This window comes from Janthinobacterium pasteuri (genome assembly GCF_051380775.1).
Lineage (GTDB): Bacteria > Pseudomonadota > Gammaproteobacteria > Burkholderiales > Burkholderiaceae_D > Janthinobacterium.
On record NZ_JBNYXS010000022.1, the window covers coordinates 17,801 to 44,441 of the forward strand.

The following is a 26,641-nucleotide window of genomic DNA, read 5'->3' on the forward strand; positions in this document are numbered from 1 at the left end:
CATGATGGCTGGCGCGGGTGCCCGCTGTTGCCCAGGCCGCTGCGCTCCTGGCGCGCGGCCGCGTGGCGCCACCCTGGTATATGTGCTGTGCCTGCTGGTGATCATCTTGCTGCTGGGCATATCGGCAGCGCAGATGGCCTTGCAGGGAGAAAAGGCGGCACGCGGCGAGCGCGACCGGCAAATCGCGTTTCAGGCGGCGGAGGAGGCATTGGTGGATGCGCAAAACGATATCGAAGGCTTGCCCGGCGCGCCGGGACGCAGCAGCCTCTTCGCACCAGGCAGTGCGGCCGGGTTCGTGGCCGGCTGCGGCGAAGGGGGCGTACTGGGCTTGTGCCTGCCCGCACCCCAGAATGAGCCGGCGCTCTGGCTGAGCATGGATCTGGATGGTGCCGAAAGCAGCAGCCGCGCGGTGCCGTATGGCCAGTTTACGGGCGCCGTCATGCAGACGGGGCAGGGCTTCCTGCCGTCGCGCCGGCCCCGCTACCTGATCGAACTGCTGCCGTTCCACCCACCCGGCGCGCAGGCCACGGCAGTGGCTGGAGGCCTGGCCACGGAAAGCTATGTGTACCGCATCACGGCCATGGGTTTTGGCGCGCAGGACAGCACGCAAGTCGTGCTGCAAAGTTATTATCGCAAAGAGGCGGCGGGAGCGGGGCCATGAGGGCGCTGTCGTCCGTCTGCTTGCTGCTGCTGGCTTGCCTGGCCAGCCTGGTGTGCGGCCCCGCCGTCGCCGCCCCTGCCACGGTGACGCTGGCGCGGGCCGACGCAGGCTTGCACGGTGCTCGCGTGCCGCCGAATCTGCTGCTCAACCTGTCCCTCACGCATGCGGCCGCCGCTGCTGCACATGGCGGCGACTATGCGCCGCAGCGCGAGTACGCTGGTTACTTCCATGCGCGCATGTGCTATAGCTATCCGTATCGCAGCAAGGACGGCGCCATGCTGCCGGACTTGCGCGTAGCGACCGCTTACTTCTCCGTGCTGAAACCGGCCGATGCGCTGCACGGCTGCGGCGGTGATAGTTTTAGTGGCAACTTTCTCAACTGGGCCGGCACCAGCATGCTCGACATCGTGCGCTATGCCTTGACGGGAGGTGATCGCGTCATCGACGAAGTGCGCAAGACGGTGCTGCAGCGCGCCTGGCTGCCTGACGCCGACGGCCCCGTCGATTTCTTTGCCCACCCTGTCTTCTTCCCCCGCAAGGTCTTGCATGCAGGCGTGGCGGCGGCGACACCGTTTGCGCTGGCGCAACTGGCCATCGTTTCCTGTCGCAACCGCTTGCTGTTCGGCGATGCCAGCCTCGGCCAGCCTGCGAGTGGCAGTTGCGACGCGCCCGGCTTTGCTGCCACGCACGGCGTGTTTCGCGCGCGCGTGCGCGTTTGCGACGCCGATGAGGGGCCGCTGCGCGACGATTTGTGCCAGGCGTATGGCAAGAACTACAAGCCGGTGGGCGCCGTGCAGCGCCATGGCGGCAGGGTGCGCGTGGGCGTGTTTGGTCACTTGAACGGCATGCCTGCCAGCGCCGGTCCCGTGTATGGCGGCATGCTGCGCGCGCCGCTGGCCCACGTTGGGCGGCGGCGCTGGATCGCGCCCGACTATATGCCGCAAGACAATGCCGACGCCGAGTGGAATCCCGCCACTGGCGTGTACGTAGGCCAAGGTGTGGCCCAAGGCACGGGTCCTGGCGGCGGGGTGACCGCTTACATCAATGGCCTGGGCCGCAGCAATGCGGGGCATCCCGGCACCTACGCCAGGGCGGCGCCGCTGGCTGAATTGCTGTACGAATCGCTGCGCTATTTGCAGGGGCGGCAAGCAAGTGCCGCTGTGCCGCCTGTCACTGCGCCGCCTGCCATCGACGAGGGTTTGCCGGTGGTGATTGCGTGGAGCGACCCGCAAACGGCCACTTGCCAGCGCCACATCGTCGTCAGCCTCGGCGATGCGGGCATGGCGAGCGACCGTTACGTGCCCGGCAATGTCCCGGCGACGCCGGCATCCAACGGTGACCGTGCCCGCGCCGCCGATGGCTTTGCGCCGCCGCCATTTGATGCGATGGCCTGGACGCATGCGGTGGGCAGCCTGGAAAGTTCAGGCGCGCAGGGTAATCCCGCGCCACGGCCCGAACTGGGGGCGCTGGAACTGCTGGCCGACGGAGCGGGCGGCGCCAGCTATCATGCGGCAGGGCTCGCCTACTGGTCGCATGTGCAGGCCCTGCGTCCCGGCGCCAAGTACGATGGCGTTGCAAAGGTCGAGCACTATGCGGGCGACTTGCGCCAGGGCGATCCGGCGGGCCTACCTGCCGCCACTCCCTTGTTGCTGGCGGCCAAATATGGCGGCTTTCTCGATGCGAACGGCGACGCCAACCCCTATAAGAGCGCGGCGGGCAACGCGCTGGAGGAGTGGAGTGCTGACGGCCGCTGGCCCGCCCATTACCTGCCGGGCAGCGATCCGGCCGCCCTGATCGCCGGATTGCGCGCAGCTTTTGTGGCAGCCGACATGGGCAGCTTGCCGGCGACGCTGGCGGGGCCGGCCCTGATGGCCTTGGCCAGCGGCACGGAAGAGGCATATTGGTTCCAGACGCAGATGCGCCTGGCGGATGGCAGCATGACCCTGTCGCGCACCGCATTTGCCGTGGGTGCCGATGGGGCGCTGCTTCCCGGCAAGCCATGGTGGCGCGCTGGCGGCCAGGATAAGCCCGTGCCGGATGGCGCGTCCGCGTCCTTGCGTCCCGTTTATACGCTTGACGCCAAGGGCGCCCTGATGCCGCTGGCCTGGAAGCGTCTCGACGCGGAACAGCGCGGCGCATTCGACGGCGGGGATGGCCAGGCGGGCCAGGGCGAAGCGCGCCTGGCGTATCTGCTGGGCCAGCGCTCGCACGAGGTGGGTCAGCCAGGCGGCTTCCTGCGCCGCCGCGCGGGTAGCCTGGCTGCGGCGCCGCATGGCAATCTGTTGTACGTGGGCGCGCCTGGGCTGGGTATGCCGGGTGCCGCCTATGGCTTGCACCGCAAGTTGCTGCTGCAGCGCCGGAAAATGCTCTACCTGGGCACCAACGATGGCTTGTTGCATGCGTTCGATGCGCGCACGGGCAGCGAGGTGTTTGCCTATCTGCCGCAAGCGCTGCTGCCCGCCGCCGCAGTCACTGCGAGCACTCACTACAGCCCCGGGCCGCTGCTCGATGGCGCGGCGGCCACGGCGGAAGTGCTGACGCTGGGACGCTGGAAGACGGTGCTGGTGTCGGGCATGGGCGGTGGGGCGCAGGGCGTGTTTGCGCTCGACATCACGGACCCGGCCCGCTTCGCGCAAGACGGTGCGTTGTGGGAATTTACAGATCGCGACGATAAGCTGATGGGCAATGCGCGCGCGCCGCCCGCCTTTGCCCGCATCAATATGGGCGGGAAGGGAGGCGTTGTGGCCTACCGCGATTTTGCCATCGTTGCCAGCGGCTACAACAACCATGCTGACGATGGCAAGGACACGACGGCGCCCGCATCGTCCGCCGCCATCTTCCTGCTGGCGCTGGACAAGGCGCCCGGCACGCCCTGGGTGTTGGGTAGTAATTACTTCCGCCTCAAGGTACCCGTGGCCAGCGGCGGCGGTGGCGGCGATGCGGATGGGGACACCGGCGCCATGTCCCAGGCGCTGGGCCCGCCTGCCGTGGTGCCGGGCGGCGACGGTGCACTGGCGTATCTGTATGCGGGCGATTTGCAAGGCAATATCTGGCGCCTCGACATGGCTGGCGGGCCGCCGTGGAAGGAGGAGCAGGGGCGCAAGCTCGTGTTTGTTGCGCGTGATGCGCAGGGCAGGCGCCAGCCCGTGACGCAGCGGCTGAACGTGGCGTATGCGCCCGGTGGCGGCTATATGCTGCTGTTCGGCACGGGCAAGCTGGTCGAAGCGGCCGATACCTGGCCCGCCGCCTTCCTGTCACAGTCGTTTTACGCCGTGCACGACGATTTGCGCGATGCCTCCCCTACGCGCAGGCGGGCCGATCTGGAGCAGCGCAGCCTGGGCGAGGCGGTGGGCGGCGTGCGCGTCGACGGCGCCGAGCTGCGCTATACGGGCAGCGACGCCATGCGCGGCTGGTACCTCGATTTTCTCAATCCCGCGCAGACGGGCGAACGCAGCGTCAGCAGTCCCGTACTGGCTGCCGGCAAGGTGCTGTTCAACACTGTCCTGCCGGGGCGCGATCCTTGCGCCAAGCCCGCCACGCGCCTGTACGTGCTCGATGTGCTGAGCGGCTTTGCCGCCGATGGCGCCGGTGTCGTGCAGGCGGGCGCGCAGACAGGGCGCTTGTTCGATGGCCTGGCGCGCGCGCCGCCGCTGGCGTTGGAACTGCACAGCACAGTGGGCGCAGCGACGGCGGCAGGGCGGGCCGAGGGGCGCACGGAGCTGGCCGTGCTGCAACCGGGCTTGCCCGGTACGGCCAGCGGGGCTGGGCTCAAGGTGGTCAGCGCACCGCTGCCGGCGCGGCGCCTCAGTTGGCGCGAAGTGGCGAACTGGCGCGAATTGCACGAGGCGGCCAAGAAAAAATAGGTGCCGGCATGGCTGGCGTGCCGAAAGTTAAAGCGGCCCAGGCTGGCGCAGCGGCTGGCACTTTTTTGGAGAGAGGGAGGTCCCATGGGAGCGCTGGAAAGGCGACACTGGCCCGCTGCACAAGGTGGCGGCCTCCCCGGCTTCAGCCTGATCGAATTGCTGGCCGCTCTGGCGATCATGAGCCTGCTGCTGGCGCTGGCCGTGCCCGCTTACCATGGCCATATCGTGCGCGCCAAGCGCGTGCAGGGGCAGGCGGCCCTGTTGCGGCTGATGCAGCAGCAGGAGCGCTATTATTCGCAAAACAATCATTATCTGGCCTTTTCCTCGGCCTCGCCGGCGCCACAGGTGCAAGCGTTTCCGTGGTGGTCCGGCGACGGGCCGGCTGCCAGCGCGTATGAAATCGAGGCGCTGGCCTGTCCCGGCATGACGATCGGGCAATGCGTGCTGTTGCGGGCCATGCCGGGCACGTCCAAGGTCGATGCGCAGTTCCAGGATGCCGATTGCGGCATTCTGTCCTTGAGCAGCACGGGCCAGCGCGGCAGCAGCGGCTCCGCCAGCAATTGCTGGCCTTAAGCCATGGCTACGCGCAAGTGTTCACTCCGGACGGGGCATACCTTGCTCGAATTGCTGGCCGTGCTGGCGATTGCCGCGCTGCTGGCGGCCGCTGCCATGCCCGGCTTGCAGCACCTGCTGGCGCGCCAGCAGATACGCGCATCGGCCACGGACTTGTTTTCGGCCATCGAACTGACGCGGGCGCAGGCGATGGCGCGTGGACAGCGCGTGCTGCTGATGCCGGCCGGGGCCGGTGGTATGGACTGGGGTACGGGCTGGCTGGTCTTTATCGACCGCAATGCGAACCTGGCGTTCGATGGTGATGACGAATTGCTGTTCCGCCAGGGACCGCTGCCGGCGGGCATCAAGGCCCAGTTCGCTTTTTCATCGGCCACGGCGCCGTTTTATATCGCCTACAATGGCGCAGGACGCAGTTGCAGCGCGACCAATAGCCTGGCGGCGCGCTGGGGTACCTTGTCCCTGGCTTTGGGAAAGCAGGTGCGCCATATTAAAATCAATATGCTGGGCAGGGTGCGCGTGTGCGACCCGCAGCAGCAAGCGACCAATTGCAGCGGCGTGGCCGACAGTTCATAACCCGACTCACTTATCACTCACTATCAAAGAAGCCCGTGGAAATACTCAACGATATCGATGGCATGCGCCTGGCGCTGGAATGGGCGGCGCGCGGTTTATACACGACCTCGCCCAATCCCCGCATCGGCTGTGTGATCGTCCGGGATGGCCAGGTGATCGGCGCCGGCGTGACGCAGGCTGCGGGGCAGGATCATGCCGAGGTGCAAGCGCTGGCGAATGCGGCGGCGCGCGGCAACGACGTGCGCGGTGCCACGGCTTACGTCACCCTGGAGCCGTGCAACCACCATGGCCGCACGCCGCCCTGCTCCGATGCGCTCGTGCGCGCTGGGCTGGGGCGCGTCGTTGCCGCCATGACGGACCCGAACCCGCTGGTGGCGGGGCAGGGTCTGGCCAAGCTGGAAGCGGCCGGCATCGCCGTCACCACGGGTGTGCTGGCCGACGAGGCATATGAAATGAATATCGGCTTCTTTTCGCGTATGCAGCGCGGCAAGCCGTGGGTGCGCATGAAAACGGCGGCCAGCCTGGACGGCATGACGGCCTTGCACAACGGGCAAAGCCAGTGGATCACGGGGCCGGCAGCGCGTGCCGACGGCCATGCGTGGCGCGCGCGCGCCTGCGCCATCCTGACAGGCATCGGCACGGTCAAGGCCGACGATCCGCAATTGAACGTGCGCGCCGTCGAGACGCCGCGCCAGCCGCGCCGCATCGTCATCGATAGCCGGCTCGACATCAGCCTCGATGCGCGCATCTTGCAGGGCGGCGGCACCTGGATCGTGGCGGCCGTCGCCCATCCGGAAAAGGAAGCGCAGCTGCGCGCCCTGGGCGCGGAAGTCATTCTGTTGCCAAACGCGGCCGGCAAGGTCGACCTGGCCGCGCTGATGCTGGAGCTGGGCCGCCGGCAATGCAATGAAGTCCACGTCGAGGCCGGCTCCAAGTTGAACGGCTCCTTGATCCGCGAAGGCTGCGTCGACGAACTGCTGGTCTACCTGGCGCCCACCTTGCTGGGCGATGCGCAAGGCATGTTTGCCTTGCCTGCATTGACAGATCTCAAGCAGCAGCGCACTTTGCAATTTCACCAGGTTCAGCAAGTGGGCGAAGATGTGCGTATCCTTGCCAGATTCGCCCAGCGCAATTAATACTTACACACTTTTTATAGGGTATAGCTCCATGTTTACAGGAATTGTTGCCGCCATTGGCAAGATTGAAACCGTGCAAGCACTCGAAGGCGGCCTTGATGCCGGCGTGCGCCTGACCATCCACGCGGGCGGCTTGCCGCTGGCCGACGTGGCTCTGGGCGATTCGATCGCCATCAATGGCGCCTGCATGACGGTGGTGGAAAAGTCGGACACGGGCTTTGCCGTCGATGTCTCGCGTGAAAGCCTCAATTGCACCGTGGGCCTCGATACGACCACGGAAGTGAACCTGGAAAAAGCCCTGACCCTGGCCGAGCGCCTGGGTGGCCACCTGGTTTCCGGCCACGTCGACGGCCTGGGCATCGTGCGCAAGTTCGAAGCCGTGGGCGAATCGTGGGAGCTGGTCATCGAAGCGCCGCACGAACTGGCGAAATATCTGGCCTTCAAAGGTTCCGTCGTCGTCAATGGCGTGTCGCTGACCGTCAACCGCGTGGAAGACCTGGGCGCAGGCGCCGTCAATGGCTGCCGTTTCTCGATCAACCTGATACCGCACACGATCGCCATGACGACCCTGAAACACTTGACGGTCGATGGCAAGGTGAACCTGGAAATCGACCTCATCGCCCGCTATGTCGAGCGCATGCTGTCGCTGGACAAGGCTGCCGCCTGATATAAGAACACAGCACTAAACGCAGCAACACAGCCTCCGCCTTGCCAAGCGTGTGTTGCTTTTCTATCAGACGCGCATACTATGAAGCTTTCCGCAGTGGAGGCTAGCCATGGACCCGATTTCGCGCGCAACCGTGCCCAACACCATACCGGCGACGCCCGGCGTGGGCGCAACGGCACCTCTAGCACCGCTGGCGTCGGGGCAGCCCGTGCCGTCGTCGAGCGCGGCAGCGGCCCTTGCCATTCAGTCATCGACCCAGGTCGACATCTCCCCGCTGGGCCAGTTCCTGTCCGGCATGGCCTTGTCACGCCGGCAACTGCTGGCCTTGCAGGGCGCCACAGAGCAGGCCGGTGCGGTTAATATTCCTGTCAACGTCAATGACGACTTGCTGGCGCTGGCGCGGCAGCTGACGGAATCGTTCACCCAACTCCAAACGAGCGGCATCGATGCCAGCCAGCTGGCGACGGCTGGCGACACGCCGGGCAGCCTGGCGCAGCGCTACGATTTGCTGTCGGGCGATGGCACGACCGGTGCGGCGGCCGCGCTGGCGCAGGACGGCGGCTTGCTCACGCAAGCACAGCTGGCCCGCATCGGCATCGATTTGCGCAATGACGATGTCAATGCGGTAACTTTGCAAGCCGCGTATGCGGCTGACAGCCATGCCACCCTGGACGCTTTGCAACAGGGAACGGACGTGCTGGCACAGGTGGGCGCCATGCTGGCCCGGCAGCAGGGCGCGCCGCTGGCGGCCAGTGTCGAAGCCGATTTGGCGGGAGCCGCCGTGCCGGCGTATGCCGCGCAGGCAGTGGTTCAAGGGGCGCCGGCGCAAACGGTTGCCATTGCACAACGACAACTGGAACTGCAGCAGCAGCTGGAGGCGGACGAATTGAACCTGGACTTGCAGGAGTTGCGGCCCCAGCCGCAGGCGCAAGCCGCCACCGATGCAGCGCAATTGCTGCAGACGCAGCGCACGGACAAGCAGCGCGCCGATACCCAGCGCCTTGACGCCGAGCGCCTGGACAGCGAACGCATCAATACCGATAAGCAGGCGCAGCAGCAGGAAGCTGCACGGGTGGACGAGCTGCGCCAGGGACAAGTGCAGCAGCAGGGCTTGCAGCAGCGGGCGCAAGCGGCAGCGGACGATGCGGCGCGGGCCCAGCTGGCCGCAAGCGACGCGCAAATGGCGGCCCAGGCGACCTCCGACCGGGCGCAGTCGCTGGCACGCGCAGCGCAATTGCAGGCCGATACGGGCCAGGCGACGGCGCAAGCCCGGTTGGCCCAGCAAAATGCGCAGGCGCAAGAGCTGGGCGCGCAAGCTGCGGGCATGGCCGTGCCACCGCCGTCCTCGCAAGACCCGTCCGTGGCGGCGGCCATCGCCGCCTATAACCTGAACAATGCCGCCCTGAATCCCGGCTTGACGAACCGCCCATTGCCGGCCAGCGATTCGCGCCTGCCGCTGGTGGCGCCTGTCGCTGCCGTGGAGCCAGTCAAGCCCGTGCCTAAAATCTAGGGCAGCAGGGTAGCGTCCAGTGTAATTTTGGCTTTAAGTAACTTCGACACGGGACAGCCGGCCTTGGCCTTGCCCGTCAATTCGTCGAATCTGGCCTGGTCGGCGCCCGGTATTTTTGCTTTCAGGGTCAGGTGGACGGCCGTGATGGAAAAACCGTCGTCCACCTTGTCGAGGGTGACTTCGGCCGTCGTTTCCATCTTTTCCGCCGTCAGGCCCGCTTCGCCGAGGATCAGCGACAGGGCCATGGTGAAGCAGCCGGCGTGGGCTGCGCCGATCAATTCTTCGGGATTGGTGCCGGGCTTGCCTTCGAAGCGGCTGGCAAAGCCGTAGGGATACTCCTGCAAGGCGCCGCTGCGCGTGCTGATGGCGCCCTTGCCGTCCTTGATGCCGCCTGACCAGATGGCCGATCCGTTGGTTTTCATATTGCCGCTCCTGTGTGGGGTGTCGTTGCGAGTGGGGCGTCAGCGCCGTGACGGTGACTGGCTGATCTTATGCTCTTCGCAAGGCTGGCGGCGCGCGTTTTGCCGCCGCCGTTTGCGCTGGATCGAGGAATGGGCGCTTTGTGGGGCAGACTGCGGCGCCCGTGCCGCAAAGCTGTCTTATTTCAGGTCTGCAAGCGCTAAATCCTTTAAAATAGCAGGTTATAAGAAAATTCCCGGAAATTCGCGGAATATTTGCGCTTGATGTTCCAGATTCAGTTTCAGTTTTTAGTTTCATTAACAACGCCCGGCAAAACCGTCGCGAGCGGCAGGGAAAGGTGGCTGAGAAGCGCAACCGTACGAAGGTACGGTGAGCATCGCAGACCGCCTAGACCGACGCGCAGCAGGTTTTGACTGGCGTCTTAAGAGGATGAATAATGTCTATATCCAGCACCGAAGAGATCGTCGCTGAATTGCGCGCCGGCCGCATGGTGATACTGGTCGATGAAGAAGACCGGGAAAATGAAGGCGATCTGGTGCTTGCCGCCGATTTCGTGACGCCTGAAGCCATCAATTTCATGATCACGCATGCGCGTGGCCTGGTTTGCCTGACCCTGACGGAAGAGCGTTGCGACGAGCTGAACCTGTCGATGATGACGTCGCGCAACGGCACCGCCTACGGCACGAACTTTACCGTCTCCATCGAAGCGGCCGAAGGCGTAACGACAGGCATTTCCGCCGCCGACCGCGCCAAGACCATCCAGGTGGCCGTGGCCAAGGGCACGCAGCCCACCGATATCGTCCAGCCTGGCCATATCTTCCCGCTGAAAGCGCAAAAGGGCGGCGTGCTGATGCGCGCAGGCCATACGGAAGCCGGTTGCGACTTGACGGCCATGGCCGGCCTGACGCCCGCTTCCGTGATTTGCGAAATCATGAAGGACGACGGCACCATGGCGCGCCTGCCGGACTTGCTGGTATTTGCCGAGCAACATGGCCTGAAAATCGGCACGATTGCCGACCTGATCCATTACCGCAGCCAGACGGAGTCGCTGGTCGAGCGCGTTGCCGAGCGCACCCTGCACACGGCGCATGGCGAATTCCGTTTGATCGCGTTCCGTGACAAGCCCAGCGCGTCGGCCCATCTGGCCCTGGTGCACGGCGATCTGGCGCCCGGCCTGGAAGCGCTGGTGCGCGTGCACCAGCCCGTTTCTCTGCTGGACGTGCTGGAAAGCGAAGCGACCACCCATTCGTGGACGGTGGCTGCCTCGATGGCTGCCATCAAGCAGTCCGAGCGGGGCGTGATGGTCTTGCTGAACTGCGGCGAGACGTCGGACGAGTTGTTTGCCCAGTTCGCCGCGCTCGACACGCCACAAGCCAAGCCGAAAGGCCGCGCCGCCAGCATGGACTTGCGCAGCTACGGTATCGGCGCGCAAATCCTGCGTGACCTGGGCGTGAGCAAGATGCAGTTGCTGGCCAGCCCCCGCAAGATGCCGTCGATGGTCGGTTTCGACCTGGAAGTAACGGGTTTTCAGTGCCATCCAGGCCAGGACGCCTAACTAAATCTACTGCGCGTCGCGATTTGCGGCCGGCGATGCTCACTGTACTACCCGTACAGTTGCGCTTCTCTGCCACAACTCGCTGCCGCTCGCTACGATTTTGTCAGGCGTCGATGTGAGAGTAAACGATGGCGGCATGTGCGTGTCGCCCTGAACCACCAGATTAAAGAGGCATATGATGACCGTAGGAACATACGAAACCAATTTTGCCGGCGAAGGTTTGCGCGTCGGTATCGTCCAGGCACGATTCAATGAAATCGTCGGTGGTGGCTTGCTGTCGGCATGCCTGGAAGAGTTGAGCAAGCTGGGCGTGGCCGATGAAGATATCCTGCACGTGACCGTGCCGGGCGCCCTGGAAATCCCACTGATTCTGCAAAAAATGGCAGAAACCGAGCAATTCGACGCCCTGATCGCACTGGGCGCCGTGATTCGCGGTGAAACCTACCACTTCGAGCTGGTATCGAACGAATCGGGCGCGGGCATCACGCGCATCGGTCTCGATTACGGCATCCCCATCGCCAACGCAGTGTTGACGACCGAAAACGACGAGCAGGCAGAAGTGCGCATGCTGGTCAAGGGAGCCGAAGCGGCACGCGTGGCAGTGGAAATGGCTAATCTGGCGCAAGCGCTAGAAGAGTTGCAAGAATCCGAGGAGGACTAGCCGTGTAGTGAACGTCCGATAAAACGCCCATAGCTGCGTTGCAAGCCCTCGCCGTACATTCGTACTGTCTTCGGGCTCGCGCCTTGCTCTGAGCATTTTCTCGAACGTTCTGACACGCGGTTGGCTGCGGCGCGTTGAAAAGCGCGCCGTGCTGTCTCGCCGGAATTTGTAGTGAACACGTACTTAAGAACAGGTAACAATCATGACTGAGAAAAATTTGCTCGCCAATCCCAGCAAAAACCGCACGCCGCGTCACCGCGCGCGCGAGTTTGCGCTGCAGGGCTTGTACCAGTGGCTGCTGAACAATGAAGACGCGACCACCGTCGTGAACAATATTCGCGCCGCGCATGGCTTCGACAAGGCCGATGGCGATCATTTCACGGTGCTGCTGTACGGCGCCATCAAGGATTCGCTGGCGCTGCGCGACAGCATGGCACCCTTGATCGACCGCAATATCGCGGAACTGTCGCCCATCGAACACGGCATCCTGCTGATCGGCGCGTTCGAACTGAAGAACAATATGGAAATCCCGTACCGCGTCGTCATCAACGAAGCGGTCGAGCTGGCCAAGTCGTTTGGCGGCATCGATGGCCACAAGTATGTGAACGGCGTGCTGGACAAGCTGGCAGTGAAATTGCGCGAGGAAGAAGTCAACGCCAACAAGCGCAAGTAATAGAAGAGCAGTTCCTGCGGCTAGCGCCGCAGGGTAATAAAAAAGCCACCGCACGCAAGTGTCGGTGGCTTTTCTATTTGGAGGCCCCTGTGAGGGCTTTTAAAGGGTCACAGGCCGGCGATCTCGTTGTGCGGCAGCACTTTGATGGTGATGCCGCCTTCCGCTGCCGGCGCCTTGGCTGGCGCTGGCGTATTCGATGCCATCACCGGCGTCGTGGTCGGCACGCGCTGGCCGGCCGACACTTGTTTCAGGCGGCGGTATTCGGCCAGCACGCGCGAGCCGTAGCCCGAGTCGGTGGCGAAGTTGGCGGCACCCACGTAGGTTTTCAGGCCCGCTTCGACGGAACCGCCACGTGTGACGTAGTCTTTCAGGATCAGGGAGCCGACACGGATGTTGGCCACGGGATTGAGGGCTGCTTGCACGCCGCCCATTTCCTGGAAGCGCTCATGGTGCACTTTCGACATGACTTGCATCAAGCCTTGCGCGCCGACCGGGCTTTCGGCGAACGGATTCAAGCCCGACTCGATGGCCATCACTGCCAGGATCAGCAGCGGGTCCAGCTTGATTTCGCGGGCCGTCAGGTAGGCCGTCGACACCAGCATATTGGTCGCATCGTTGGCCACGCGGTAGCGCTTGGAGAGCCAGTTGGTGACCCATTGCTGCTGCTTTTGCGTGCCCAGCAAGGCTTTTTCTTCCTTGGTCAAAGGTGCGTCTTTGGCGGCGGCCGTTTGCACGGAAGCAGGCGCTTCCATCAGTGCCGACAGGGCCGGTGCTTCAACGGCTTGTGCCTCTGCCATGGGCAGCGGGAACAGGCTGTGCGTCAGTTGCTTGCCCAGGTCGGGGCGGAACATCAGCAGGGCGATCAGTGCCAGGGCGGAAATGCCGAAGACTGTCAGTGTGTGTTGCGCCGTGGTCAATACGCCACGTGCCGAAATGGCTTGTGCGCGGGCGCGCAAACGCGCCAACGCTGGCTGGCCAGCCACGGTTGAAGCAGGCAATGCTGCTTCAGTGCTACGATGAGTCATAGAGTTCCCCGAAATGTCGCGTCAACAGGCAGTCCCTCCGCGGTCTCGCGGTGTTGTGGGTGCTGCCAATGCCGTGCATCAGAAATATCATCGTTTCCGCCGCGTATGGATGCGTGCGAGAAACGCCGTCATTGCTTGCTTGAGCTGATCGGTCCCGTTTTGGTATTGGATCAGTCGCAATACAACTTTTACCGGGGGTAAGGCAGACGCCTTTTGAAAACACTCCTTAAAATGTCATGTGGAGCCCCGACTCCGTGAATGAAAGAGAAACGCTAAAATCAAGCTCTGGGCCGGCGTGCTCTTTCAAGTTGGGCGAATTGTAGAAGCCGTTTTATATCAAGTCAATACTAACGAATCGATTCTTTATTACTTTTATGTCTTACTTTTTGTCTTGCATTGTGCCAAAAGCCAATAAAATCAATTACTTGGCATAGATCCTTCAGCAACGGCGTCCGACGTCAAAAAAAATTAAAAACACATGAAATATTCAGATTTGCGAGATTTTATTTCTCAACTGCAACAAATGGGTGAACTTAAGCCCATTTCGACCCCTATTTCACCGATTTTGGAGATGACGGAGGTTTGCGACCGCACCTTGCGCGCAGGTGGGCCGGCCTTGCTGTTCAATCATCCGACGGGATACACGATGCCGGTGCTGGGTAATCTGTTCGGCACCACGCGCCGCGTGGCGCTGGGCATGGGCGCGGAAGATGTCAGCGAGTTGCGCAAGATCGGCCATGTGCTGGCGCGCCTGAAGGAGCCGGAACCGCCGAAGGATTTCAAGGATCTGCTGGGTCTCGGTTCGCTGGTGAAATCCGTGTGGGACATGTCGCCGAAAGAGTTGCGCGGCGCGAAGTGCCAGGAAATCGTCTGGGAAGGCAATGACGTCGACCTGGCGCGCCTGCCCATCCAGCATTGCTGGCCCGGCGATATCGCCCCCCTGATCACCTGGGGCCTGGTGATCACCAAGGGCCCGAACAAGAAGCGCCAAAACCTGGGCATTTACCGCCAGCAGGTATTGGGGCGCAACAAGGTCATCATGCGCTGGCTGGCGCACCGGGGCGGGGCGCTGGACTTCCGCGAGCATGCGATTCAAAGCAAGGGCAAGCCGTATCCGATCGCCGTCGCGCTCGGTGCCGATCCCGCTACTATATTAGGGGCCGTGACGCCGGTGCCGGACAGCCTGTCCGAATACCAGTTCGCCGGCTTGCTGCGCGGCAGCCGCACGGAGCTGGTGAAAGCCATCGGCAGCGAGCTGCGCGTGCCTGCGTCGGCCGAAATCGTGCTCGAAGGCCATATCTACCCGGACGAAAACCATCCGAGCGGCTACGAGCATGCGCTGGAAGGGCCGTATGGCGACCACACGGGCTACTATAATGAGCAGGACAGTTTCCCCGTGTTTACCATCGACCGCATCACCATGCGCCGCGATCCCATCTATCACTCCACGTACACGGGCAAACCGCCGGACGAGCCGGCCGTGCTGGGGCTGGCCCTGAACGAAGTGTTCGTGCCCCTGCTGCAAAAGCAGTTCAGCGAAATCACGGATTTTTATCTGCCGCCCGAAGGCTGCAGCTACCGCATGGCCGTGGTGCAGATCAAGAAGCAGTACGCAGGCCACGCCAAGCGCGTGATGTTCGGCGTGTGGAGCTTCCTGCGCCAGTTCATGTATACCAAGTTCATCGTGGTAGTCGACGAAGACGTGAATATCCGCGACTGGAAAGAGGTTATCTGGGCCATCACCACGCGGGTCGATCCCATCCGTGACACCACCCTGGTCGACAACACGCCCATCGATTACCTGGACTTCGCCTCGCCCGTGAGCGGCCTGGGCAGCAAGATGGGCATCGACGCGACGAATAAATGGCCGGGCGAAACGACGCGCGAATGGGGTACGACGATTGCCATGACGCCGGAAGTGAAGGCCAAGGTGGATGGCATCTGGCAAGAGCTGGGCTTGTAAGGCCAACCCAAGAGCAGATGCCGGGGTCGTTCCCTCCAGGATCGGAATGTTCCCCATTGGGGAGCATTCCCCCTCAGGGTACGAGCCCAGATTTTGCTTCGGGGTTTGGCCCGGCTGCACGGCAATTTCCCAATCTTGCGCAGACCGGTTATAATTGTCCCTGGCGGGCCCCTGCGCATCGTGGCATGGCTAACCTGGTCAGGTCGGGAACGAAGCAGCCACGGCTATTAACCATGAGTGCCGCAGATCAGGCTCGCCTCCTTCGGGATTGTTTTATCAGGATCATCAATCAAGCTGCCATGGGCAGCTTTTTTGCTTTCACGGCCACATTTTCCCGTGGCGCCGCAGCATTGCCGGGCTTGCCGTGTTTTCCATATTTCTACCTGACCATGTTATACAATTGCTGCTTTGCCGCGTTTGCCAAGTCTTGCTTGAACCTGACCTGGCCCGGCCATGAGGCTTGCGCCCGTCGCGCAGGATCACCCGCAAAATCGCATGGTAAAATCTCAGCATGTCCTATCAAGTCCTCGCCCGTAAATACCGCCCCAAGAATTTCGAGACGCTCGTCGGCCAGGAGCACGTCGTGCGCGCGCTCACGCATGCCTTGCACAGCGGCCGATTGCATCACGCCTATTTGTTCACGGGCACGCGCGGCGTCGGCAAGACGACCCTGTCGCGCATCCTGGCCAAATCGCTCAATTGTATCGGCCCCGATGGCACGGGCGGCATCACGGCCCAGCCTTGCGGCGTGTGTGAAGCGTGCACGGCAATTGATGCGGGACGCTTTGTTGACTATATAGAGATGGATGCGGCATCGAACCGCGGCGTCGATGAAATGGCGCAGCTGCTGGAACAAGCGGTCTACGCGCCAAGCAATGCGCGCTTCAAGGTCTATATGATCGATGAGGTGCACATGCTGACAAACCACGCGTTCAATTCCATGCTGAAAACGCTGGAAGAGCCGCCCGAGCACGTCAAGTTCATCCTGGCCACGACGGACCCGCAAAAGATTCCCGTGACTGTGCTGTCGCGCTGCCTGCAGTTCAACCTCAAGCAGATGCCGCCCGGCCACATCATCAGCCACCTGGACAATATCCTGGGACAGGAAGGCATCGCCTTCGAACAGCCGGCCTTGCGCCTGCTGGCCCAGGGCGCCCACGGTTCCATGCGCGATGCGTTGTCGCTGACGGACCAGGCCATCGCGTATGCGGCCGGCGCAGTGACGCTTGACGCCGTGCAAGGCATGCTGGGTGCGCTCGACCAATCCTACCTGGTGCGCCTGCTCGACGCGCTGGCGCAGCAGGATGGCGCGGATCTGCTGGCCGTGGCCGACGAGATGGCGTCGCGCAGCCTGTCCTACAACGGTGCCCTGCAGGATCTGGGCACCTTGCTGCACCGCATTGCGCTGGCGCAAACCGTGCCGGCCGCCTTGCCGCAGGACTTGCCCGAATACGCAGACATCGTGCGTTTGGCTGGCGCGTTTGACGCGGAAGAAGTGCAGCTGTTTTACCAGATCGCCGTGCATGGCCGCAACGAGCTGGGCCTGGCGCCCGACGAATACGCGGGCTTTACCATGACCTTGCTGCGCATGCTGGCCTTTCGGCCCGGCATAGGCGGCGCCGATGGCGTGCCGGCGGCAGCACCTGCCGCTGCAACGGGCAACCGTCCCGCTGCCGTGGCCGCCGCGCGCGCCGCGGCAGGGGCGTCCGTCCCGGCAGCCCGCGCCGCGACGAACAGCGTGGCCAGCCACGCAGCCGTAACGGCTGGCGCCGCGGCGCCAGCGGCCGTCGTCGCTGCCGCTGCCGCCAGCATGGCGCGCAGCGAAGCGCCGCCGCCACGCGCGGCTGCTACTGCGCCAGCACCCGCACCCGCACCCGCACCTGTAGCAGCCCCGGCGCCGGGACCAGCTGCGCCGCCGCCCGCCACGCCGCCAGCGGCTGCTCCGGCTGTGGCTGCCCCGACAGCATCGGGCGCGCCCATCAGTTCCGCCCGCGCCGCCATCAACGCGGCGCTGGAAGCGGCCCGCGCCGCTTCGAAAGGCCGCCCGGGCAGTGCGCCATCGGCGCCATCGTCGGCGCCCAAGCCAGCTGCACCTGCACCAGCACCGGCTGCTGCCGTAGCCACGCCAGCACCGGCAGCGCCCGTCCAGGCTGCGCCACCACCACCGGCCGCCGCGAAAGCGCCGGCACCGTGGGACGATGCGCCGCCCGTGGCCGTGATGGAAGCACCCGCACCCGCTCCTGCGCAACAGGCGCGTCCTGCCGCCCCGCCGCCACAGCAAACGCCCGCCGACGACGACTTGCCGCCGTGGGTCACCGAATTTTCCGACGACAGCGCCTCGGCCGCCGTGTCCGCGCCAGCCGCGCAGAGTGCCGAGCAGCCCGCCGTCGTCATGCCGCAGCGTGCCGCCAAGCAAGCCGCGCCCAGCGGGCCGTATGTGATCACGCCCGTGCCGGGCCTCGATTGGGATGGCAACTGGCCGGCCGTCGCCGCCGCGCTGCCGCTGCGCGGCGTGGCCCAGCAACTGGCCGTGCAGGCCGAGCTGATCGAATGCCTGCACGATGGCCACAGCACCACGTTCCGCCTGCGCGTGCCCATCGACACGTGGCGCAGCCCGGCCAACGTGGAAAAACTGGCGGCCGCGCTGACCGAACGCTTCGGCCGCAAGGTCGCGGTTGATACGGAACTGGGCGCCGTCTGGTACACGGCCAGCGCGGAAGCGCAGGCCCACCGCGAGGCGTGCCAGCTGCAAGCGGAAGAAACCATCGCCAGCGACCCCTTCGTGCTCGACATGAAGCGTGCATTCGACGCTTTCGTCGTGCCGGGAACGATTACCCCTGCACCGGCCGGCTCCGCCGCGCCGACCCTGCATTGATGATTAACACACTCACAAACTGAATTAAACGGAGCATTCTTATGATGAAAAATCAACTGGCTGGCCTGATGAAGCAGGCGCAAGCAATGCAAGACAACATGAAAAAGGCCCAGGAACAACTGGCGCTGGTGGAAGTGGAAGGCCAGTCCGGCGCCGGCCTCGTGAAAATCGTCATGACGTGCAAGAACGACGTCAAGCGCGTTTCCATCGACCCGTCGCTGCTGGCCGACGACAAGGACATGCTGGAAGACCTGGTGGCTGCCGCCTTCAACGACGCCGTACGCAAGGCGGAAGCGACGTCCGCGGAAAAAATGGCAGGCTTGACCGGCGGCATGAACTTGCCAGCCGGCTTTAAAATGCCATTCTGATGCCATACCGCATGCGCTCGATCTGTGGCACGGGGCAGGGTTGATCCATGTCCAAGTCGCTTGAATTTTTGACCGAGGCGCTGCGGCGCCTGCCCGGCGTCGGCCCCAAGTCGGCGCAGCGGATGGCTTTTCATTTGTTGCAGCACGATAGGGAAGGCGCGGCCATCCTGTCGCGCGCCCTGTTCCAGGCCGTCGATGCCGTGCATCACTGCGGCCTGTGCAATACCTTTACCGAACATGAAGTGTGCGAGACCTGTCTCGACGAAGAGCGCGACAAGCGCTTGCTGTGCGTGGTGGAAACGCCCGCCGACCAGCTGATGATCGAGCAGACGCTGACCTACAAGGGTCTGTATTTCGTGCTCATGGGGCGATTATCTCCGCTGGACGGCATCGGCCCGAAAGATATCCACCTCGAAAAATTACTGGGTCGCGCCAACGATGGCGTGGTCGGTGAAGTGGTGCTGGCCACCAATTTCACGAATGAAGGCGAAGCGACGGCCCATTACATCAGCGAAATGCTGAAGGCGCGGGGCTTGCGCGTGAGCCGTCTGGCCCGCGGCGTGCCCGTGGGCGGCGAACTGGAATACGTCGACGCGGGCACGATTGCCCGCGCGATGCTCGACCGCAGGGCAACCTGATCATGCAAGAAAAAATGTCGGCTGGTCCTTTGGCAGGAATCAAAGTCCTTGAACTGGGCACCCTGATCGCGGGGCCGTTCTGCGCCCGCATGCTGGCCGAATTCGGCGCCGACGTGATCAAGATCGAGTCGCCCGATGGCGGCGACCCCATCCGTACCTGGCGCGTGCTGAAAGATGGCACCTCGCTGTGGTGGTCGGTGCAGGCGCGCAACAAGAAAAGTCTGACCTTGAACCTGAAAACGCCGGAAGGCCGGGCCATCGCCCGTCAGCTGGCCCTGGAAGCGGACATCATCGTCGAGAATTACCGCCCCGGCGTGCTGGAAAAGTGGGATCTCGGCTATGAGCAGTTGAAGAAAGACAAGCCCTCGCTCATCATGGTGCGCCTGTCCGGCTTCGGCCAGACGGGCCCGATGAAGGACTTGCCCGGTTTCGGCGCCATCGGCGAATCCATGGGCGGCTTGCGCTACGTGTCCGGCTTTGCCGACCGCCCGCCCGTGCGGGTCGGCGTATCCATCGGCGACTCGGTGGCGGCCCTGCACGGCGTGATCGGCGCCATGATGGCCCTGCGCCACCGCGACGTGACCGGTGGGGTGGCCTCCGGCGAAGGGCAGATGGTCGATGTGGCCCTGTACGAATCCGTGTTCAACCTGATGGAGTCACTGGTGCCCGAATACGACCAGGCGGGTGTGGTGCGCGAGCGCACGGGCGGCTCGCTCCCCGGCATTGTGCCCTCGAATACCTACACGACGGGCGATGGCGAAAACATTGTGATTGCCGGCAATGGCGATGCCATCTTCAAGCGCTTGATGCTGGCCATGGGCCGTATCGACATGGCGGGCGACCCGCAGCTGGCGCGCAACGATGGCCGCGTGGCGCGCACGCAGGAAATCGACGACGCCATCGGCGCCTGGTGCGCCACGCACACGATAGACAGCGCGCTGGCCGTGCTGAAGGCGGCCGATGTGCCGTCCGGAAAAATTTACTCCGTGCGCGATATGCTGAGCGATCCGCAGTTTCTCGCCCGCGATATGTTCGAACAACACCATTTCGCCGACGGCACGCCCGTCAAATTGCCTGCCATCAGCCCGAAACTGTCCGCCACGCCGGGCAAGACCCAGTGGCTGGGACCGACCCTGGGCCAGCACAACGATGAAGTGCTCGCGTCGCTGGGCTATGACGCGGCAGCCATTGCGCGCTTGAAGGCCGATGGGGTGGTGTAATTCGTTATTAACCCACACAACTAAAGCTGGGGTCAGACCCGGCGGGTCTGACCCCGGAATTTGCTTCCTGACTTATTTGATACCGATCATGCCTCCATTGTTCCGCACCGCGCTCGCCCTGGCGTCTTCCGCCATCCTTCTCTCCGCCTGTGCCAGTTTCCCGCACGACGCGCCGATTGCCGGCCTGCGCCTGATCGGCGAACAGCGTATCGCGCTCAAGCACGCGTTCGAGGGCACCACGGTGGGTGGCTTGTCCGGCATCGATTACGCTGCGGACAGCAATAGCTGGGTGATGGAAAGCGATGACCGCTCGGAAACCAATCCGGCCCGTTTTTACCGCGCCACCCTGGCCTACGACAGCAAGGCGTTTACGGGCGTGACCCTGAGCAGCGTGCATTTCTTCACGCAGCCTGACGGCAGCCGCTATCCGAACCTGGCGCATGCCAAGCTCAACAGTGGCGACCAGGTGCCCGACATCGAAACCATCCGCGTCGATCCGCAGGACGGCAGCCTGTGGTACGGCAGCGAAGGCAACCGCAAGGTGGGCTTGCACCCGTTCGTGCGCCACGCAGACCGCGATGGCAAGTATCTGGCTACCTTGCCCACGCCCGCCATGTTCAATGTCTCGAAGGAAGAAATTGGTTCGCGCAACAACATGAGCTTCGAGGCACTGTCTTTCTCGTCGGATGGCAAGAGCCTGTGGCTGGGCATGGAAGCGGCCCTGTACCAGGATGGCCCGCTGGCCACGCCCGATCACGGCTCCGTGGTGCGCATCACGCGCCTGGACCGCACGGGCAAGGTGCTGCGCCAGTATGCGTATCCGATTGAGCCGGTGGCGTCACGGCCCGCGCCGGGACGCGAAGCGGACAATGGCGTGTCGGAAATCCTCGCCGTGAACGACCACCAGGTGCTGGTAGTGGAGCGGGCCGGGGTGGAAAACGCGGACGGCATCTATACGAATTACGTGCGCATCTACGCGATGGACACCGATGGCGCCACCGACATCCAGGCCATCCCGGCCCTGGCGGGCGCGGCCTATGTGCCGGCGCGCAAGCGACTGCTGCTGGACCTGGAAAAAATCGGCCTGGCAAGAATTGACAATATCGAAGGCATCAGTTGGGGTCCGCGCCTGGAAAACGGCCGCCGCAGCCTGGTGATGATTTCCGACGACAATTTTAACGCGCAGCAAGTCACGCAAATCCTTGCCTTCGAAGTGCTCTAGCTTCCAGGCTGGCCAGCTGGCCGACCTGCCTGGCCAGCATGGCCGTAATCGTGTCGTGCGGCGACGGGTGGCCCAGGAAATAGCCTTGCGCCATGTCGCAGCCGTATTCTTCCAGCATCAGCAACTGCTCGCCCGTTTCCACGCCCTCGGCCACCACCACCATCTTCAAGCCATGCGCCATGGCGATGATGGCGCGCGTGATGGCTGCGTTTTCCGTATCCTGCGGCAAGCCGGCGATAAAACTCTTGTCGATTTTTAAGGCCCGCACGTCGAAGCGTTTCAGATAATTCATCGACGAGTAGCCTGTGCCGAAGTCGTCGATCGACAGGTACACGCCGATGCCGCGCAATTGCTCCAGCGTCACCATGGTGGCGCGCGCATCGTCCATCAACGTCCCTTCCGTCAATTCCAGTTCCAGCAGGCGCGCATCGAGGCCCGTGTCGGCCAGGGCCGAGAGCACGATCTGCATCAGGTTTTCATCCTTGAATTGCTTGGCCGACAGGTTCACGGCCATGCGGATGGCGTGCCCGCTGTCGCTTTGCCACGCCTTGGCCTGGTTGCAGGCCGTGCGTAGCACCCATTCGCCGATGGGCACGATTAGCCCCGTCTCTTCGGCCAGCGGGATGAATTCCGTGGGCGAAATAATGCCCCGCTCGGGATGGCGCCAGCGCACCAGCGCTTCCACGCCGACGATCTGCGTGCTGGGCACGTCGATCTGCGGCTGGTACAGCAAGTACAGCTCGTTGTTTTGCAAGGCCTTGCGCAGCCCCACTTCCATCTTCACGTGGCTCATGATTTCCATCGTCAGCGATGAACTGTAGAGCTTGGCGTTGTTCTTGCCGCAGTTCTTCGCGTGGTACATGGCCGTGTCAGCATATTTCAACAGCGAATTGCAGTCCTCGCCATCTTCCGGATACAGGGAAATGCCGATGCTGGCCGTGACGAAAATCTCGTGGCCCTCGATCATGAAGGGCCGGCGCATGGCTTCCTTGACGCGGTGCGCCACGTTGAGCGCATCTTCCACGCGCTCCAGATCGGGAATCAGGATCGTGAATTCGTCGCCGCCCAGGCGCGCCAGGTTGCTGCCGCCGGAGCTGGCCTCAAACTCGTGTTCGGCGCGCAGTACCAGGTCGCTGGGGCGGATGGTTTCGCGCAGGCGCTCGGACACCACCTTGAGCAAATGGTCGCCCACGTCGTGGCCCAGGGTATCGTTGATGCGCTTGAAGGCATCGAGGTCCATGAACAGTACGGCAAATTTCTTGTCGTGCTCTTTCGAGCGTAGCAGTTCGCGTTCCAGCGTTTCCAGGAAGGCTTGCCGGTTGGGGATACCCGTCAGGCTGTCGCAATAGGCGAGGCGGCGGATCTGCTCTTCCGTGCGCTTGCGCTCGCTGATGTCGCGCACCAGGCCCAGCACCTCGTCCGCCCCCGTTGCCACCAGGCGCGCTTCGAAATGGCGCGTGCTGTTTTCGTGCGTGAGCGTGTAGTCGACCGAGCCGATGTGCTGCGTGGCCAGCACCGCGCGCGTCTTGTCCAGCAGGCGCGCGGCGATTTCGGGCGGCAGCACGTCGCCGATATGGCTGCCCACGCAGTCGCTGAGGGAAAAGCCGGCGCTGGCGTCGTGGCCCTGTTCGTAGTCGAGATAAAAACCTTCGCGGTTCAGGCGAAAGAAGGTGTCGGGGATGGCGGCCAACACGGCGCGGTTGTGTGCGTCGGCGATGCGCAGGCGGGCGATGGCGTCGCTGGCGCGCAGGACGTACAGCGCGCGATGGCCCAGGATGGGCCAGTTGATGGGCTTGGAAATGAAATCCGTGGCGCCTACCTCGTAGGCACGCGTGACCGCATCCAGCTCGTCGTCGCCCGTGACCATGATGATGGGCACAGTGCCGCCCACTTCCTGCACGCGGATTTCGCGGCATACGGCAAAGCCGTCCAGGGCTGGCATGTCGACGTCGAGCATGACCAGGTCCGGCCCGCTGTGCTTGTAGCTGGCCAGCGCCTGCACGCCGTCTTCGGCCTCGATCACGTCCAGGCCCACCTGCGTGAGCATTTGCCGCATCAGCAGGCGCATCACGGGATCGTCGTCCGCGACCAGCACCAGGCCGCGTGGGGGAGGGAGGGGCGCTGTCATGTCAGTGTTCCTTCACGAGGATGGCGCTCAGCGATTCGCGTACGGCCAGGAAGGCTTGCTGCATCTGCTGCAGCAGGATAGCGGCGCCCTCGGTACTGCCGGCGCGGCCCAGTTTTTCCATCTCCTTGCATAGCTGCGCCAGGCCATCGGCGCCCACGTTGGCGCTGCCCGACTTGAGGCTGTGGGCCACCTTGCGCAGTGCTTCCGCATCCGCGCCGGCAATCGCTGCGCGCATGGCGCTCAACTGGCGCGGCGTCTCGCTGGTAAAAGTGAGGATGACCCGTTCCAGCAGTGCATCGCCATCCGTGCCGGACAGGGCGCGGATGTTTTCCAGCGCCTGCCGTTTCAGCGGCTGGCTCGCTGGCGGGGGGGCGGCCACCGGCGGCGGCACCACCGGCAATGTCGGCCGCTCCGGCTCCGGCGCCACGCTGTGGTGCACGGTGGCCGCGCGCGGCAGGGTGATCCAGCGCGCAATCGTGTGGCCCAGGTCTTGCTGCGTGAACGGCTTGCTCAGGTAATCGTCCATGCCGGCCGCCAGGCACGCTTCGCGATCGCCCTGCAGCGCATTGGCCGTGATGGCAACGATGGGCAGCACGCGCGCGTGGCCGCACTGCTGTTCATGGCGGCGGATTTCCGCCGTGGCGGCAAAGCCATCCATCACGGGCATCTGGCAATCCATCAGGATCAAATCGAAATCCTCGGCCTGCGCCGCCTGCAAGGCTTCTTCGCCGTTGCCCGCACACACCACGTCCAGGCCCAGGCTGTCGAGCATGGCCAGCGCCACTTCCACGTTGACGCGATTGTCCTCGGCCAGCAGCACGCGGCGGCGCTGGCGTCGGCCGGGGGGGCGTACGGCATGGCGCGCCGTGTGCGGTGGAACGATGCGCATGCCCTCGCTGGCGCGCGGCGGCGTGACGATGCAGTCGAACAGGTCGCATTCGCGCGCCGGCTTGATCAGCTGGAAGGCAACGCCCGCCTCGCGCCGCTGCACGGGGTCGGCCGCCGCCTGCTCCGTGCTCAGCAGCAGAAGCTTGAGGTCGGCCAGCAGCGGGTCGCTCTTGATGGTGGCGGCCAGGGCCAGGCCGCTGGTGCGCGGCAATTCCATGTCGAGCAGGGCCACGGCATACGGCGTGCCCGCCTGCGCGGCCGCGCGCAGCTTGCCCAGGCAATCGCTGGCCGTGCCGGCGCTGTCGCTGACGATGTGCCAGCTGGCAAGCTGCCGTTCCAGCACGGCGCGCGTGGCGGGTGTGTGGTCGACGATCAAGGCGCGTAACCCTCGCGTGGTTTTCAGGTTGAAGGACGGGTCGTCGCTGTCGACGCGCCGCTTATCGAAATTTACTTCGAACCAGAAGATCGATCCTTGCGTTAAAGCATTGTCCACGCCGATAGTGCCGCCCATCAGCTCCACCAGCTGTTTCGAGATCGTCAATCCCAGGCCCGTGCCGCCGTGCTTGCGCGTGGTCGAGCCATCTGCCTGCGAGAACGATTCGAAGATGCGGCTCTGCGCTTCGCTGGACACGCCGATGCCCGTATCGTGCACCTCGAAGCGCAAGCCCACGCTGGGCGCATCTTCGCTGCACACGGCCACTTTGACGGTGACCTGGCCCGTTTCCGTGAACTTGATGGCATTGCCCAGCAGATTGACGATGATCTGGCGCAAACGGTTCGGGTCGCCGCAAATGGCGATGGGAATGTCAAACGCGATATCGAATTCCAGGCTGATATTTTTCGCCTCCGCCTGCGGCGCGAACACGTGTTCTATATCGTCGAGCAATTCGCGGAAATTGAAGCGGATGTATTCCACGCTCAGCTTGCCCGCCTCGATCTTGGAGAAATCGAGGATGTCGTTGATGATTACCAGCAAATTCTGCCCCGAGCGCTGCACCATGCTCGTGTAGTGGCGCTGCTGCGGGCTCAAAGGGCTGGCCAGCAGCAGTTCCGTCATGCCCAGCACGCCATTCATGGGCGTGCGGATTTCATGGCTCATGGTGGCGAGGAAGGCACTTTTTGCCTGGCTGGCTGCCTCGGCTGCATCCTTGGCCTTTTCCAGCTGCGCCGTGCGCACGCCCACCTGGCGTTCGAGCTGGTCGCGGTAATTGGCCAGGGTGCTGTCGCGGCTGTCGATCTGCGCCAGCATGTCGTTGAAACTGTCGATCAGCACGCCCAGTTCGTCGCTGCGCTGGTGCGCGATGCGGTGGCTGTAGGTCTGGCTGCTCGACACTTTTTGCGCTGTATCAATCAGCTTGGTGATCGGTTCGGCGATCACGCTCTTGAAACGCCGCGCCAGGAACATGGCCACCAGGAAGGACAGCACGGTGGCGCCGCCGATGGCGCTCACGTGGCGGCCGATGTCGCGCCACATGTGGTTCAGGTCCGCTTCGATCAGCACGGCGCCGATGATCTGTTGCACCTCGCCTGGCCGGTAGACGGGACGGTACAAACGCATGGCGGGCGCCAGGGTCGTGCCCGCGCCTTGTGTGACGGGCTGCACGGCCATATCGGCCAGCAAGGCCGGGTCCATGTCTTCCGGCGTAGCCAGTCCCTCTGCGTGCTGCGGCGCGCGGTACAGGGCGAACAGGCGTCCACCCCGGTCGAACAGCGCCGCCTGGGAGATCTCGTCGCGCGCGGCCAGCGATGCCAGCACCTGTTGCGCCTGCGCCTGGGCAGCTTTGCCCTCCAGTAAAGGCATCGCGCTGGCCGCACCGATCACGCCCGCCAGCGACAGCAATTGCTTGCCTTCATCGTTCTTGTGACTGAGCACGGACGTCAGGGCGAACGCCACGAACACCAGCAGCAGCGCGCAGCCCGACGACAGCACCGAAATCATGGTCAGCTTCTGGCTGATGCTGGAGCGTTGGAAATTGAACATGGTTGCGGCGCTTCTCCGGGCTATTGCTTGACTGTTTTTTA

The 26,641-nt window shown here is 63.9% G+C and carries 20 protein-coding genes and 1 other RNA gene; 17 read left to right on the forward strand and 4 right to left on the reverse strand.

Features of this window, described 5'->3' with window-relative positions; all coding sequences use genetic code 11:
* The first annotated feature begins 1 nt into the window (after nucleotide 1).
* The 7 genes from ACQ4WN_RS20170 to ACQ4WN_RS20200 all read left to right on the forward strand — a co-directional run bounded on the left by ACQ4WN_RS20170 (nucleotide 2) and on the right by ACQ4WN_RS20200 (nucleotide 8,983).
* Entirely contained in the window at nucleotides 2-661 is a 660-nt protein-coding gene (locus tag ACQ4WN_RS20170; protein ID WP_436553114.1) for a pilus assembly PilX family protein, read from the forward strand.
* Nucleotides 658-4,524, forward strand: a complete 3,867-nt coding sequence (locus ACQ4WN_RS20175; protein WP_436553115.1) for a pilus assembly protein — start codon at nucleotides 658-660, stop codon at nucleotides 4,522-4,524. Before ACQ4WN_RS20170 ends, ACQ4WN_RS20175 begins: the two co-directional genes overlap by 4 nt.
* An 84-nt stretch (nucleotides 4,525-4,608) precedes the next feature.
* Entirely contained in the window at nucleotides 4,609-5,097 is a 489-nt protein-coding gene (locus tag ACQ4WN_RS20180; protein WP_436553116.1) for a type IV pilin protein, read from the forward strand.
* A gap of 3 nt (nucleotides 5,098-5,100) precedes the next feature.
* Nucleotides 5,101-5,670, forward strand: a complete 570-nt coding sequence (locus ACQ4WN_RS20185) for a GspH/FimT family protein (protein ID WP_436553117.1) — start codon at nucleotides 5,101-5,103, stop codon at nucleotides 5,668-5,670.
* 62 nt (nucleotides 5,671-5,732) lie between these two features.
* Nucleotides 5,733-6,806 carry a bifunctional diaminohydroxyphosphoribosylaminopyrimidine deaminase/5-amino-6-(5-phosphoribosylamino)uracil reductase RibD gene (gene ribD / locus ACQ4WN_RS20190; RefSeq protein ID WP_436553180.1) on the forward strand — a complete coding sequence of 358 codons (1,074 nt, stop codon included), beginning with the start codon at nucleotides 5,733-5,735 and terminating at the stop codon, nucleotides 6,804-6,806.
* A 31-nt stretch (nucleotides 6,807-6,837) separates the two neighbouring features.
* Nucleotides 6,838-7,473, forward strand: a complete 636-nt coding sequence (locus ACQ4WN_RS20195) for a riboflavin synthase (protein ID WP_070219574.1) — start codon at nucleotides 6,838-6,840, stop codon at nucleotides 7,471-7,473.
* A 109-nt stretch (nucleotides 7,474-7,582) separates the two neighbouring features.
* Complete coding sequence (locus tag ACQ4WN_RS20200; protein WP_436553118.1) at nucleotides 7,583-8,983, forward strand: hypothetical protein; 1,401 nt, start codon at nucleotides 7,583-7,585, stop codon at nucleotides 8,981-8,983.
* Here the strand turns inward: ACQ4WN_RS20200 and ACQ4WN_RS20205 are convergent.
* A complete protein-coding gene (locus tag ACQ4WN_RS20205) occupies nucleotides 8,980-9,405 on the reverse strand; it encodes an OsmC family protein (protein ID WP_436553119.1) in 426 nt (141 codons plus the stop codon). The two genes, ACQ4WN_RS20200 and ACQ4WN_RS20205, sit on opposite strands and share 4 nt — an antisense overlap.
* A gap of 434 nt (nucleotides 9,406-9,839) precedes the next feature.
* Here ACQ4WN_RS20205 and ribBA point away from each other — a divergent pair, with 434 nt between their 5' ends.
* The 3 genes from ribBA (at nucleotide 9,840) to nusB (ending at nucleotide 12,292) form a co-directional block, all read left to right on the forward strand.
* Nucleotides 9,840-10,958, forward strand: a complete 1,119-nt coding sequence (ribBA, locus tag ACQ4WN_RS20210) for a bifunctional 3,4-dihydroxy-2-butanone-4-phosphate synthase/GTP cyclohydrolase II (RefSeq protein WP_436553120.1) — start codon at nucleotides 9,840-9,842, stop codon at nucleotides 10,956-10,958.
* Nucleotides 10,959-11,136: 178 nt separating this feature from the next.
* Nucleotides 11,137-11,619 (forward strand): 6,7-dimethyl-8-ribityllumazine synthase, encoded by a 483-nt coding sequence (ribH, locus tag ACQ4WN_RS20215; protein WP_100876905.1) that lies wholly within the window; start codon nucleotides 11,137-11,139, stop codon nucleotides 11,617-11,619.
* 202 nt (nucleotides 11,620-11,821) lie between these two features.
* Entirely contained in the window at nucleotides 11,822-12,292 is a 471-nt protein-coding gene (nusB, locus tag ACQ4WN_RS20220; RefSeq protein ID WP_436553121.1) for a transcription antitermination factor NusB, read from the forward strand.
* A 107-nt stretch (nucleotides 12,293-12,399) separates the two neighbouring features.
* On the opposite strand, the gene ACQ4WN_RS20225 is transcribed toward nusB, so the two are convergent.
* Nucleotides 12,400-13,317, reverse strand: a complete 918-nt coding sequence (locus tag ACQ4WN_RS20225) for a transglycosylase SLT domain-containing protein (protein WP_436553122.1) — start codon at nucleotides 13,315-13,317, stop codon at nucleotides 12,400-12,402.
* A gap of 478 nt (nucleotides 13,318-13,795) precedes the next feature.
* On the opposite strand from ACQ4WN_RS20225, the gene ubiD reads away from it, so the two are divergent.
* The 7 genes from ubiD (at nucleotide 13,796) to ACQ4WN_RS20260 (ending at nucleotide 21,603) form a co-directional block, all read left to right on the forward strand.
* Complete coding sequence (gene ubiD, locus ACQ4WN_RS20230; protein ID WP_436553123.1) at nucleotides 13,796-15,280, forward strand: 4-hydroxy-3-polyprenylbenzoate decarboxylase; 1,485 nt, start codon at nucleotides 13,796-13,798, stop codon at nucleotides 15,278-15,280.
* 162 nt (nucleotides 15,281-15,442) lie between these two features.
* Nucleotides 15,443-15,541, forward strand: an RNA gene (gene ffs / locus ACQ4WN_RS20235) — signal recognition particle sRNA small type.
* A 250-nt stretch (nucleotides 15,542-15,791) separates the two neighbouring features.
* Nucleotides 15,792-18,155 (forward strand): DNA polymerase III subunit gamma/tau, encoded by a 2,364-nt coding sequence (gene dnaX / locus ACQ4WN_RS20240; protein WP_436553124.1) that lies wholly within the window; start codon nucleotides 15,792-15,794, stop codon nucleotides 18,153-18,155.
* Between the two features lie 41 nt (nucleotides 18,156-18,196).
* Nucleotides 18,197-18,523 carry a YbaB/EbfC family nucleoid-associated protein gene (locus ACQ4WN_RS20245; protein ID WP_034759121.1) on the forward strand — a complete coding sequence of 109 codons (327 nt, stop codon included), beginning with the start codon at nucleotides 18,197-18,199 and terminating at the stop codon, nucleotides 18,521-18,523.
* 47 nt (nucleotides 18,524-18,570) lie between these two features.
* Nucleotides 18,571-19,161 carry a recombination mediator RecR gene (gene recR, locus ACQ4WN_RS20250; RefSeq protein ID WP_436553125.1) on the forward strand — a complete coding sequence of 197 codons (591 nt, stop codon included), beginning with the start codon at nucleotides 18,571-18,573 and terminating at the stop codon, nucleotides 19,159-19,161.
* 2 nt (nucleotides 19,162-19,163) lie between these two features.
* Entirely contained in the window at nucleotides 19,164-20,381 is a 1,218-nt protein-coding gene (locus ACQ4WN_RS20255; RefSeq protein ID WP_436553126.1) for a CaiB/BaiF CoA transferase family protein, read from the forward strand.
* An 88-nt stretch (nucleotides 20,382-20,469) separates the two neighbouring features.
* Nucleotides 20,470-21,603, forward strand: coding sequence for an esterase-like activity of phytase family protein (locus ACQ4WN_RS20260; RefSeq protein ID WP_436553127.1), 1,134 nt, complete (start codon nucleotides 20,470-20,472; stop codon nucleotides 21,601-21,603).
* Here ACQ4WN_RS20260 and ACQ4WN_RS20265 read toward each other — a convergent pair.
* The gene (locus tag ACQ4WN_RS20265; RefSeq protein WP_436553128.1) at nucleotides 21,572-23,731 is read right to left on the reverse strand and encodes a putative bifunctional diguanylate cyclase/phosphodiesterase; all 2,160 of its coding nucleotides are present in this window, start codon (nucleotides 23,729-23,731) and stop codon (nucleotides 21,572-21,574) included. The two genes, ACQ4WN_RS20260 and ACQ4WN_RS20265, sit on opposite strands and share 32 nt — an antisense overlap.
* Nucleotide 23,732: 1 nt before the next feature.
* Nucleotides 23,733-26,600 carry a hybrid sensor histidine kinase/response regulator gene (locus ACQ4WN_RS20270; protein ID WP_436553129.1) on the reverse strand — a complete coding sequence of 956 codons (2,868 nt, stop codon included), beginning with the start codon at nucleotides 26,598-26,600 and terminating at the stop codon, nucleotides 23,733-23,735.
* Between the last annotated feature and the right edge of the window lie 41 nt (nucleotides 26,601-26,641).

Coding starts and splice junctions, on each gene's coding strand:
- ACQ4WN_RS20170 (WP_436553114.1), top strand. CDS start 2: ATGATGGCTGGCGCGGGTGCCCGCTGTTGCCCAGGCCGCTGCGCTCCT.
- ACQ4WN_RS20175 (WP_436553115.1), top strand. CDS start 658: ATGAGGGCGCTGTCGTCCGTCTGCTTGCTGCTGCTGGCTTGCCTGGCC.
- ACQ4WN_RS20180 (WP_436553116.1), top strand. CDS start 4,609: ATGGGAGCGCTGGAAAGGCGACACTGGCCCGCTGCACAAGGTGGCGGC.
- ACQ4WN_RS20185 (WP_436553117.1), top strand. CDS start 5,101: ATGGCTACGCGCAAGTGTTCACTCCGGACGGGGCATACCTTGCTCGAA.
- ribD (WP_436553180.1), top strand. CDS start 5,733: ATGCGCCTGGCGCTGGAATGGGCGGCGCGCGGTTTATACACGACCTCG.
- ACQ4WN_RS20195 (WP_070219574.1), top strand. CDS start 6,838: ATGTTTACAGGAATTGTTGCCGCCATTGGCAAGATTGAAACCGTGCAA.
- ACQ4WN_RS20200 (WP_436553118.1), top strand. CDS start 7,583: ATGGACCCGATTTCGCGCGCAACCGTGCCCAACACCATACCGGCGACG.
- ACQ4WN_RS20205 (WP_436553119.1), bottom strand. CDS start 9,405: ATGAAAACCAACGGATCGGCCATCTGGTCAGGCGGCATCAAGGACGGC.
- ribBA (WP_436553120.1), top strand. CDS start 9,840: ATGTCTATATCCAGCACCGAAGAGATCGTCGCTGAATTGCGCGCCGGC.
- ribH (WP_100876905.1), top strand. CDS start 11,137: ATGACCGTAGGAACATACGAAACCAATTTTGCCGGCGAAGGTTTGCGC.
- nusB (WP_436553121.1), top strand. CDS start 11,822: ATGACTGAGAAAAATTTGCTCGCCAATCCCAGCAAAAACCGCACGCCG.
- ACQ4WN_RS20225 (WP_436553122.1), bottom strand. CDS start 13,317: ATGACTCATCGTAGCACTGAAGCAGCATTGCCTGCTTCAACCGTGGCT.
- ubiD (WP_436553123.1), top strand. CDS start 13,796: ATGAAATATTCAGATTTGCGAGATTTTATTTCTCAACTGCAACAAATG.
- dnaX (WP_436553124.1), top strand. CDS start 15,792: ATGTCCTATCAAGTCCTCGCCCGTAAATACCGCCCCAAGAATTTCGAG.
- ACQ4WN_RS20245 (WP_034759121.1), top strand. CDS start 18,197: ATGATGAAAAATCAACTGGCTGGCCTGATGAAGCAGGCGCAAGCAATG.
- recR (WP_436553125.1), top strand. CDS start 18,571: ATGTCCAAGTCGCTTGAATTTTTGACCGAGGCGCTGCGGCGCCTGCCC.
- ACQ4WN_RS20255 (WP_436553126.1), top strand. CDS start 19,164: ATGCAAGAAAAAATGTCGGCTGGTCCTTTGGCAGGAATCAAAGTCCTT.
- ACQ4WN_RS20260 (WP_436553127.1), top strand. CDS start 20,470: ATGCCTCCATTGTTCCGCACCGCGCTCGCCCTGGCGTCTTCCGCCATC.
- ACQ4WN_RS20265 (WP_436553128.1), bottom strand. CDS start 23,731: ATGACAGCGCCCCTCCCTCCCCCACGCGGCCTGGTGCTGGTCGCGGAC.
- ACQ4WN_RS20270 (WP_436553129.1), bottom strand. CDS start 26,600: ATGTTCAATTTCCAACGCTCCAGCATCAGCCAGAAGCTGACCATGATT.